The sequence below is a fragment of the Arcticibacter sp. genome (assembly GCF_045629565.1).
In the GTDB taxonomy this organism is placed as follows: Bacteria; Bacteroidota; Bacteroidia; order Sphingobacteriales; family Sphingobacteriaceae; genus Arcticibacter.
Window position 1 is genome coordinate 59,323 of sequence record NZ_JAZQRL010000132.1, and the last position, 11,144, is coordinate 70,466.

Annotated in this window: 9 protein-coding genes; all 9 read right to left on the reverse strand. The window is 46.5% G+C overall.

Going from position 1 to position 11,144, the window contains the following annotated elements:
- Positions 1 to 16: 16 nt before the first annotated feature.
- Entirely contained in the window at positions 17 to 3,739 is a 3,723-nt protein-coding gene (locus tag ACKI5J_RS19495) for a PAS domain-containing protein (RefSeq protein ID WP_407431551.1), read from the reverse strand.
- Between the two features lie 319 nt (positions 3,740 to 4,058).
- Positions 4,059 to 4,472, reverse strand: a complete 414-nt coding sequence (gene mnhG, locus ACKI5J_RS19500; protein ID WP_407431553.1) for a monovalent cation/H(+) antiporter subunit G — start codon at positions 4,470 to 4,472, stop codon at positions 4,059 to 4,061.
- Positions 4,473 to 4,474: 2 nt separating this feature from the next.
- Positions 4,475 to 4,741 (reverse strand): monovalent cation/H+ antiporter complex subunit F, encoded by a 267-nt coding sequence (locus tag ACKI5J_RS19505; RefSeq protein ID WP_407431555.1) that lies wholly within the window; start codon positions 4,739 to 4,741, stop codon positions 4,475 to 4,477.
- On the reverse strand, positions 4,738 to 5,214 hold the full coding sequence (locus tag ACKI5J_RS19510; RefSeq protein WP_407431557.1) for a Na+/H+ antiporter subunit E: 477 nt from the start codon (positions 5,212 to 5,214) through the stop codon (positions 4,738 to 4,740). The genes ACKI5J_RS19505 and ACKI5J_RS19510 overlap by 4 nt, the downstream gene beginning before the upstream one ends.
- Positions 5,215 to 5,220: 6 nt before the next feature.
- Positions 5,221 to 6,723 (reverse strand): proton-conducting transporter membrane subunit, encoded by a 1,503-nt coding sequence (locus ACKI5J_RS19515; protein ID WP_407431559.1) that lies wholly within the window; start codon positions 6,721 to 6,723, stop codon positions 5,221 to 5,223.
- A complete protein-coding gene (locus tag ACKI5J_RS19520; RefSeq protein WP_407431561.1) occupies positions 6,720 to 7,076 on the reverse strand; it encodes a Na+/H+ antiporter subunit C in 357 nt (118 codons plus the stop codon). The genes ACKI5J_RS19515 and ACKI5J_RS19520 overlap by 4 nt, the downstream gene beginning before the upstream one ends.
- Position 7,077: 1 nt before the next feature.
- On the reverse strand, positions 7,078 to 7,491 hold the full coding sequence (locus ACKI5J_RS19525; RefSeq protein ID WP_407431563.1) for a Na+/H+ antiporter subunit B: 414 nt from the start codon (positions 7,489 to 7,491) through the stop codon (positions 7,078 to 7,080).
- Positions 7,492 to 7,493: 2 nt separating this feature from the next.
- Positions 7,494 to 9,809 carry a putative monovalent cation/H+ antiporter subunit A gene (locus ACKI5J_RS19530; RefSeq protein ID WP_407431564.1) on the reverse strand — a complete coding sequence of 772 codons (2,316 nt, stop codon included), beginning with the start codon at positions 9,807 to 9,809 and terminating at the stop codon, positions 7,494 to 7,496.
- Positions 9,810 to 9,993: 184 nt separating this feature from the next.
- The gene (locus tag ACKI5J_RS19535) at positions 9,994 to 10,425 is read right to left on the reverse strand and encodes a nuclear transport factor 2 family protein (RefSeq protein ID WP_407431566.1); all 432 of its coding nucleotides are present in this window, start codon (positions 10,423 to 10,425) and stop codon (positions 9,994 to 9,996) included.
- Positions 10,426 to 11,144: the final 719 nt, after the last annotated feature.

Below are 11,144 nucleotides of genomic sequence, written 5' to 3' on the forward strand. Positions count from 1 at the left end.
GGCCATCCATAGCATCCTATTGCAGGTTCCGGCTTTTGCTGATGATGTCTTTGATGATATCGTCGAGCTCAGTAGCCGAAAGGGATAAATAGGGCAGCATCTCGTTTATGCTTTCCTGGCTGTTTTCACCCTCAGCCAATATGGCTGTGATCCCTAATATCCTTGCGAGAGGCGCTCTTACCAAATGAGACTGCATCCATGCGATTTCCCGCAACTGTTTGTTGTGCTTCTCAATGGCATGGACATAGGCAACGCGCTGCGTAATGTCTTGCATGCAGCCAATCATTCTCACCGGCGTCCCCTCCTCTGAAAAAATGATGAATCCCCTGTCGAGAACGGTCTTGTAAGTACCGTCTGCGCATCTGAACCGGTACTCACTCATCCACCTGGTTTCCCCTGAGCCCAGTTTCGACTCGATCAGCTGATTAACCCTTACGACATCATCAGGATGCACATGTTCACTCCACCATCTAATAGTGGTTTGAGTGCTTTCATAGCCAAATATCTCCGTTAGCGAGTAATTCCAAATAATCTTCCCGGTCTGGATATCCGAGTCCCATATCGTATCACTCGTAGCCTTGCCAACGGCATTGTACCGGTCAAGCAATTCCTTGTTTTTCAACATAACCTTCATTCGGGCGGTAACATCGCGGGAATTGGCAATGATGCCTGCAATAGCAGGATCGTGTGATTTGTTCGTGATGATGGTTTCCAACCACCGGATTTCTCCGCCCTTTAATCTGACCTTATAGGGAGAAACCTTAACCGTTTCATTTTTTCGAATGGTCAGTAAATGGTCTTTTATCGTCTCAAGATCGTCTTCATGGATGTAATCAAAGGGGCTGGTGAGGATCATCTCCCTGGGATCCAGATTAAAGCGTCTTACTATATTCGGGCTGATATACGAAATTTTCCCTGTCTGGTTCAATATTATAATCAGGTCCGACCCTTCCTGAATCATCGTCTTGAACCGCCGTTCGCTTTGTCTCAAGGATTTCTCGGCCTTTATCTTCTCTGAATTATCGATCGCAACCACAATGCGGGCGTTGCGTCCCTTATAAGTTATGGAGTTGCCTTTTGTGTTAACCAAGATGATCTTGCCGGATTTTTTTACATGGCGGGTGAAGCCAGTGTGCAAATGACCTGGCTTTACATGTTCTCTGAGTATTTCATCCAGGATCGCTATGTCCTCAGGCGGGCGAATATCCCGCAATGTGAATGAAAGGAACTCCTCGGAAGTATAGCCGTAATGTTCTATCGCCGCTTGGTTAACATCCAGTATTCGCAACGAGTCGAGATCATACACCAGAAGAGGCAGAGGGCTCAGATGAAAAAGATCACTATACTTTTCATTTGATAAATTCAGATTTCTTTCCGCTTCCTTTCGTTCTGTGATATTACGGATCACACCAATCATCTTTAGCGCTCTGCCACTTTCGTCTCGGAGTATGTAAGCGTTTTCTTCAATAAAAATGTACTCTCCGGTCTCTTTTCTGATTCGGTATTCTGCCGACCATCGTTGCTGATCCTTATCAGCAAGGGATTTCTGCAAATCCGGCTTTATGATCTCCAGATCAGCCGGATGTACAAGCTCGAACCATAAAGCGAGGGTATAAATCACCGGAAATTCCTTGTACCCGAACAGGCGCGTAAAACTCTCTCCCCATTCTATAAAGTCGGTTTCAATGTCCCAGTCAAAAATGGCATCGTTAGACGCCTTATTCACATAAACATACCGGTCAAGCATTTTCTGAAGCTCTGCTCTGCTCGCCTGCAGGTCATTTTGAATTTGCTTACTTTCGGTAATGTCCAGGCACGCTCCTATCATTTTCTCGGCAACACCGGACTCTCCATAAATAACTTTCGCCCATATTTTCAGCTGTCTGACTTCTCCTTGCGGACGAACTATCCGTTCTTCGAAGGCGCTGTCCTGCCCGTTCACCGTCAGGTTCTGAATCATATCAAAACTGTGCTGCCTATCTTCCGGATGAACCAGGCTCAGATAAGACTCCAAAGAGGGCGTAGCGCTTTCTGCGGATAGCCCATATATGGAATAAAGGGTGTCCGACCAGTGAACAGCACCGGTCCTGATGTCCCAGGACCAATTTCCCAAGCGCGCCAACTCCTGGCTCTGAAGCATCATAATGGTGGTCTCCTGCAGCACTTTTGAATACTGCTTCCTTTCCAGAATTAACTGCAGCAAGGCAACAACCCTTTCAAGAATGTTAATTTCATCTAACTGAAGCGCTGCGCTGCGGCCATGATAAACAAAAAGAACAGCAGCAACACCACCGTTATTACTGAGAACAGGATGCTGCGAGATGGATGTAAATCCGTTTTCTGACGCGGTCTGCCGGAAACTCTCCCACGAAGCTCCGTTTTCAAATACATTTCCGGTGTCAGGGCCGATAGCATAAGGCAAGCCCTCTGCCGCTGCTATAATCGTTGCTGGCAGTGTAGGCGAGGACAGGTCTGATAGCTTTCCGTTCCTTACTGACATCATTCCAAAGGATATCCCGGGAAACTGTTTCTCAAGTCCTATGAAATAGGTCTTTAAAACCTTTGCAAAGGAGTTGTCTTCTCTGGCGCTGTTGGCCAATATCTCTTTGTCCAGCTGGTCGATAGCCATCGCCCGCTTCAGAACACTGATGTCGACCATTAACCCGCGCAGCGAAATTTTATCATCCTGTACGATCGGTGTAAACGTATCTCTTATCCAAACGATATCTTCCTGGGCATTTATCATCCTGTACTCTGCCGAGTACGTTTTTCCGACCTCCAGATCGGAACGGCGGGCATCCAGTACCAGGTCGCGATCTTCTGGATTTATGTGGTTTTTCCAGAAGTCAGCCTCATCCAGCCACCTGGAAGCGCTGTAACCGAGGACTTTTTCTGCATATTCGCTCACATAGCTGAAGTGATGACTGCAAGGTTCAGCCTCCCAAACAATTCCGTTCGTTGTTTGCAACAGCGAGCGAAGCCAGTCACGGTTCATTTTTATCGCCTGTTCATCTCTCAGCTTCTGAGATACATCAATAGCCGCTACGATTCTCGCATTCTTGCCCCACGAGGGAAGCGGGGTGCTCTCTATATTGACAGAAATGACCTCTCCTGAACGTTTAGCGTGCCGTACACTGGCTATGTTGGGAAGGTCTTTCTTCACTTTCGCTGCAATCATTTGCTCCATCTGCACTACATCATCTGCCGGCCATAGGATCCTAACCGTTGCTTCGAGAAATTCGCTCAGCGTATATCCATAATCAGCCAGGGCAGCCTTATTCGCTGCCAAAATGCGCAGGCTGCAACTATCATACACCCACATCGGTACCGGACTGAAGTCGAACAGATCCAGATCAGGCCTCGACGCCAAAGACTTTCCGTCTGGTGATAGTAATGGTTCAGGTAAATTGATCAGCTGTTGGACAATAAATGCCACCTCTCCATCCTCACCCACAATGGGATAAGTAGTTACATCCTTACCTGAGCTGCGTGTCCGACAAGGTTTTTTGGTAGTTAAGACGGATTGTAAAGCGTCCCTGTAGTCATCAATCTCCCCGATATGCCGGTACGCCTCAAAAAAATCTTCCCCTACGACCGTTTTTATCTGTTCAGAACGCTGCGTAGAAACATACGCATCATTCGCTACTACGATGGTCAAGAGAGCAGCCCTGACTTGTACGACCATAGTTGGTATGGGGCTGGAATGGAATGCTCTCTCCAAAGCGTCGATTGTCGTCATCACTACCTCTTTGAAATTTTACAATTGGTCAACTTATTACTTCCGATGGCATGTGCCTATCGCCGTCTCTTGTGTTTACGGTCAACAGCGCAAAATCCCGAGGTTACCTGGGCATTGTCCTGGTCTCTTAAACGGCCATCCGGTATCCGCTTCACTAGTATATATCAAAATAACTCAAAATTTCTCAAGTTGATTGTTATCGATGCATAAAAATGTGTAAGTTTGTGTAATTCTGTAGATTATCGCTCAAATTGCAGAAGAGGGAAGGCCAGACGTCTTCCCATTTTTTTAACCCGAAATATCCTGGGCGGAGCTGGCCTCATTCCGACTCGGCCTCTTTTGAACGCCGTACTTCCGCCGCCGCTGCCGCTTCCTTGTTTGCATCTTCGAGCATGCCTGCCCGATGTTTCTTATAGTCTTCGTCGAGCTCATCAAGAAGTGTGCCCTCCCATGTGGGTGTTCCAGAATGATAAGCGGTACGTCCAATCATATGAGCGGCAACAGGTGCAGTCAGGATCAGGAAGAAAACAATTGCTATTGCCCTGGTGGTGACGGAAACATCCGGAAAGAAGAATGCCGCACAGGCCAGCAGCAGGCCTACACCAAGAGTAGCCGCCTTTACGGTTACAGAAAGTCTTAGGTAAAAATCAGGCATTCTTACGATTCCTATAGATGCAAATAGTATCGACAGTGCACCTACAGTGCTGAAAACGCAAATTAAAATATTCGTCATATCTATTTCTTCTTATCTAAATAAAAGGCGAATGCAATTGTCCCCAGAAACGCAATAAGCGCCAGGATCATCGCAACATCCAAAAAAAGAGCCTGTCCTGAACGTATGCTATAAGCAGTGATCAAACCAATTCCTATCGTGATAATCAGGTCGAGTGCAATCACGCGGTCTACCACTTCAGGTCCCTTGAACAGCCGGTAAAAAACCAAAATGACAGATATGGTCAGCAACGGAAAAATCAAATAGTCAAAATATAAGTCCAGCGTCATCTTAGTATCTCTAATAATCGTTTTTCAAAACCATTCTGTATCTGTGTTATAAAATCCTCCTTGCTCTTCAGGTACATCACGTGTATAAAAAGCGACTTTCTGTCTTCGCTGATGTCCAGTATCAGCGTGCCGGGAGTCAATGATATAACCGTGGAAAGAAGATGTATTTCCAGATCTGTCTTCGCCTGCATAGGAAAGCGAACGATGCCTGGCTTGGAAAAATGGTTGGGAGTGATCACATCGTATGCCACATGGAAGTTAGCCATGATCATCTCATACAGAAAGTATAGAACAAAGCCGATCGTCTTTGGCACTCGGTAAAAGTACCTTTGATCGTCCTCGTTCCTGTTCATAATCCAAAGGATAAAGAAACCCAATAGAAAACCGAACAAGAAGTTCGAATAATACATGGATCCTGTGAGTGCAACCCAGATAAAACTCAACAGGAGATTCATTAAAAAAAGTTTAATCATATCATTTTATTTACCCAGTACTGCCTGTATGTATGGAGTGGTGTCTAACATCTCCGTCGATATTCTGTCAGCAACTTGTATGATCATTTCCGCGTTCAGACCTATGTAAAGTGTCGTTGCTGCAAGTATCCCAATCGGGAGAACCAGCAGCACCTTTTTGAATGGTGAAAGGGGCTTAAAACTGTCTGTAACCACCTCGTCTGCCGGGTCATCTTTCCAGAAAACCTCCGACCATAGCCTCGCAATCACATATAAAGTGATGAAGCTTCCTATGATAACGCTCAATACGAACGCATAATTGTTAGTGGAGAAGCCAGCTTCGATCAGATAGATCTTTGGCCAGAACCCCGACAAGGGAGGGATCCCTGCAAGTGAAAACAACACGATAGCAATCAGTAAGGAAATCTTCGGGTAATGTGCATAAAGTCCCCCGAGCTTCGACATGTTCATCGTGCCGCGCAGCTGTCGTATCAATCCGGCGATCAGGAACAGGTTGGTTTTCACAATCATATCATGGATAAGATAGAAAACAGCACCCAGAAGCGCTACCTTTGTATATAAGCCCAGCCCTCCGATGATAAATCCGATATGGCAGACGATCAGATAGGAGAAGAGGCGTCTGACATTGTTTTTTATTATTGCGCCGAACGCTCCTGTAAGTATAGTCAGAATTCCCATTACTATAAAGAGCGTTTTCATGAACTCGTCGGGTGTAAACACGAGTGTGAAAACACGGAAGAGCGCATAGATGCCCACCTTCGTAAGCAGTCCCCCAAAAGTGGCTGCAACTGCAGAGGGAGGGGTATGATAGGAAGACGGTAACCAAAAATATAGCGGAAATACAGCAGATTTGATACCAAAACCAATAAGAAAGAACATGGCAGTCAGGTTGACAATCGACTGGTTCTCCACCTGCGGGATTTTAATCGCCAGATCGGCCATGTTTAGCGATCCTGTGATGCCATAGAGCAGTCCCACACCTGTCAAAAAGAACGTAGAAGCCAGGATGTTCATTGCCATATACTTCACAGCTCCTTCCAGCTGCGCCTTTCGTCCACCGAGTGTCAGCAGTACAAAGGAAGCGATAATAACCACCTCGAACCAAACATACAGGTTGAAAATATCGCCTGTGAGAAATGCTCCGTTCAAACCCATGACCAGGAAATGAAAGATAGGGAAGTAGCCGTAGAGCATTCTTGCCCTTCCTACACCGGTTGCCGAAAATATGGAGACGGCAAGAGCCGCGATAGAGGTGAGCAACACCATGGTGGCGCTCAGCAGGTCAGCCACGAATACGATCCCGAAAGGCGCTTCCCAGTTCGAGGCGTTCATGGTCAGAATAGTACCGGTGTAAACTTTGGTAAACAGATTTGCTGCAAACAGAAAGCCCGTTAAAGTTCCTGCTATGCTTAATATTCGCTGAGTAACCGTTTTCCTCCAGAAAGCCAGCTGTAGCAGTGCCGTGATTAGATGAACAAGTACTGTTGCAATAATTTGATTGTCGATCATATATCTTCTTCTTCCGGGGTGTTTAAGTCATCAAGATCATCAGAGCCAATTAGGGCGTATACGCGCTTCAATAATACAATCGCAAAAGATGTCAGGCCAAAACTGATCACGATTGCCGTCAGTATCAGCGCCTGGGGTATCGGGTCTGCATATATGTCTGCAAAGACCTTTAGGTCGGCGTCAATAATCGGCGGTTTTCCCTTGGTAATATTCCCAAGCAGGAAAATGAGGATGTTGGTGCCATTTCCCAGCAGCATAATCCCCAGCAGGAGGCGCACCATGCTCCTTCTCAAAATGAAGTAGACACCCGCGGCGTAGAGGACGCCAATTAACACCACTAATAGTAACTCCATACTAATGAGTATATAAAGAAATAGTAAACAAAATGGTGAGCACAACACCTATAACAACCAGATACACACCCAGATCGAAGAACAATGCCGAACCGATCATCCCGATTACCGGTATAGGCTGGTCAAACCATAAGCCCGTCATCACGGGAAGACCGAACAGAACCGGGGCCATCATGGCCGCACTCGCAATGATCAAGCCTATAGGTATAAGAGTGAGTGGCTTGTACCAAAGAAGCTTCATCGTGTTATCTGTTCCATATGCGAAGCTGTGAAGAACAAAAGCTATTGATGCTACAAGGCCTCCAACAAATCCTCCGCCCGGGTTATAGTGCCCGCGCAGTAAGAGGAACGCAGAAAATAATAGTAATATGGGCAGCAAGTACTTTGCTGCTGTTTGTAATATCGGACTTCTCATGATTATTCTTTTTCAGACGATTTTAACCTCAATTTCAACAGACTGTATACGCCCAACGCAGCAATGCTCAATACCACAATCTCAAACATCGTGTCGAACCCTCTAAAATCGACCAGGATCACGTTCACCACGTTTTTGCCTTTGCCAAGTTCATATGCGTATTTGCCATAAAACTCGCTGATGTCTATCGTGGTCGGTACCTGTAAAACCTTGATAGCAATGATCGACAGGATAGCACCGAAGCTGATTGCCACGAAAGCATCCCTGACTACAGTGGCCTTGTTGTTTGTGGAGAAGTTAAGAAAGGACGGCAGATTGAACAAAACGAAAACGAACAAGACCACCGTTAACGTATCAATCGTAAACTGCGTGATCGCCAGATCGGGAGCGCTATAGAACACAAACATCAGACAGATAGCGTAACCAATAACACTCGTACCCACAACGGCTGTCAGGCGCGATGATGTAGTTACAGTCATAATTACAGCACCGATCAGGATAAAAACGTTAGCGGCTTCGTAAAAGGTTACAGGCGATAACTGGTCATAATCTATATAGATCGGCCCTCCCGTCAACAATTCATACAGGAGCAATACTTCAGCGAACACGATTATCTTTAACAGGTATGACCTAAGAAAGCCATTGTGAAACAAATTGGTATAGCGCTCAGAGAAAGATACGAATGAATGCGAGATCCCGGCAAATACAGCCTGCGGAGAAAAGCGGCTGAACCGCTCCAGTAATTTCAGCGATGCCGCATTGGGCTTGTTGAAATAGTATAAAACCGCGCCGGCCGCGAGCGTCCCTATACTCAGCAGGAGAACCAGGTTGAAACCGTGCCATATCTTGAGATCTACAGCAGCAGGCATGCCGGTCATTCCATTAAGTACCGCCGACACGGCGTATTCGCCAAGAAGTCCCGGGAAAAAGCCCAGTATGAAGCCAAGCACAGCCAGAATGATAGGGGGTACCCACATGGTTGCAGGAGGTAAATGAACCTTCTCATAAGCCGGATTAAGCGTTCCCGTAAAGGGCCTGATTCCTGCCATAAACCCGGCTGCTACCAAACACATATTGGTAAGGATCGCTGCAGCTGTAATATACATGGAAATAGCCGGGTCTGCGTGCAGGGTCGCTTCATATATCAGGTCTTTGCCTATAAAGCCGATGGAAAGCGGTAAGCCGGCACTGGAAAGAGCTGCCAGTAAACCAGCGATGAACACGGGTGCGAGCACTGAGCGCAGACCTGATAAACGCGTCAGGTCCCTGGTGCCGGTCTCATGGTCAATTATTCCGGTAACCAAAAATAATGTTGCTTTGTAAAGGGCGTGGACAACGATAAAAGTACAAGCCGCAATAAGTGCCTCTTCCGAGCCCATGCCGATCAGGAACGTCAGTATTCCCAGGGCGGAGATCGTAGAATACGCTAAAACACCTTTGAGGTCCGTGCGAAACAAGGAATGAAAGGCGGCATAGATCATCGTAAAGCCTCCCACGATCATCAACGTCCATGACCAGGCATCCGTGCCTCCCAGGACAGGTGTGAATCGCGCTAAAAGAAATATCCCCGCCTTTACCATCGTTGCAGAATGAAGGTAGGCAGACACCGGCGTGGGAGCTTTCATCGCCCCTGGCAGCCAGAAATGAAAGGGGAACTGAGCCGACTTAGTAAAAGCACCAATAAAGACAAGTGCGATTATAATTGGATAATACGGATGGTCTATGATCAGTTGCGAAGATTCTACGAGCTTACCGATTGAATAGGTACCCGCCACCTGGCTCATCAGGATCAGACCGGCCAATAGGAAAAAACCACCCAGACCAGTAATGCTTAGTGCTGTTACTGCGCTTTTACGCGATGCTGCGCTATCGTTATTAAAGCCAATAAGGAAGAAGGAGCTGATACTTGTGAGCTCCCAGAACACAAAGAGGAGCAGAATATTGTCTGAAAGTACTACGCCAAGCATAGCCGACATGAACAGACATAAGTAACCTAAAAAGCGATCCTGATAAATATGTCCCTTCAGATAAGAACTGGCGTAGATAAAAATAACCGAACCAATACCGGTGATCAGCAAAGAAAATAACAGGGAAAGTCCATTAAGGCTAAAATCAAAATTAATAGAGAGGGAGGGAACCCACTGGTAGCTTTCAACGATCGTATTGCCCTTGCTTATATGAGGTATCTGCCCGGCAAAATATGTAAATAAAACGAGTGGCAATACCGCGAGGGACAGACTCCATTTTGAACGGAAAAATTTCCCAAATGGAATTAAAAGACACGATGTGATTAACCCTGACAGTACAATTGATAGCATTTAATCTTGTTTGTTTTGTAGAAGAAGCTTCCAAATTAGAAAGAATTATCAGATATCCCGCGATTTTGTGCCAATCAAAGGGCTAATTCTTTAAAATTGTTACTTTTTGTCAAGCAAAGAATAAACGCTGCAACGGCAGATCATGCGATGCCGGCAAACGGCTTCCGCATGATCCGATTTAGGTTCAGTCGTTTATAAAAGAGGTCGACACGTTTGTGATTTTCCATCCTTTTTTGGTGTTGGCGAGTGACAGGAGATTGATCTTACTAAATGTGTCATACTTCAGAGAGATCTTGACCACCGCCTGAGAAGCGTCCATTTCTATGATCTTATAATCTGTCGAACAATTCTGACGGATGCCCTCGTTCATTTTTAGCCATTTCAATGTCTCATAGCGACTAAAATTGATAATGCGCTCCCCCTGAGTTAATGTAAACCTAGCATCGCTTTCCAGTACTGCGGCCAGCTCTTTAACTCTACCTTGAGTCACCGCATCAATATACGTCTTAACGGTATAGTTCATTTTCAGCTTTTCGCTGTTTGTTTCATCTTCAGCGAATGCGCTGAACGAGATGATTGCCATTAGTGCCGCTGTTAAGATTCTTAGAGTTTTCATCGCCTTGGTTTTTTGAGTTTTTGCTGTTCGATTGATTTAATGACTCAAAAGTATAGGCTGCGTCTCCGTTGTGAAATGGTAAATAGGCAAACGACAGGGGTTTTTCGGTAAAGCACCGGATGCTGTCGGTAAACCGGGTCAAAGAACAGCATGCATAAAAAAAGGCCCTGAAAGGGCCTTGCAAAATGGAAAATCTAATGATTAGGGAGTTGGAGGACCTGAGGTTCCTGATCCTGTTCCAGTTCCGCTGCCACTGCTACTGCCAGTTCCAGTTCCAGTTCCAGTTCCAGTCCGACGGGCCGCAGTGTCGGAGGTCGGAGTCAGTTGGACATGTCCTGATGCTGATGCATATGCGGAAAAGAAAGCTGCGTAGGTTAGTAGGGCTCGTCGGCGGAGAAGGGAGTGTTGTTGTCCGAGTCGGTGTCGGTGTCGAGGTTTGTCGCTGGCGGAAAAGGGCAAAGAGGAAAAGAGCGGTGCAGGTGCAGCAATTGACATGCATCAAGGGAAGGAACCAGGTTGGTTGCCGCAGTCAACAGAGGTGGCCGCTGCCTAGGCAACGCGTCCCAATTGGGATTAGCGGGACAGTGACGACCCACTTGATGCAGGGGGTCCATCCAGACCGCAACGACGGCATCATTGGAGGGGCGACTCGCCCTATCGATAGATGCTTATCCGGCTTATCTGCACTCACGGCTCTGCTGAGTCAGCAGAGGGACTCG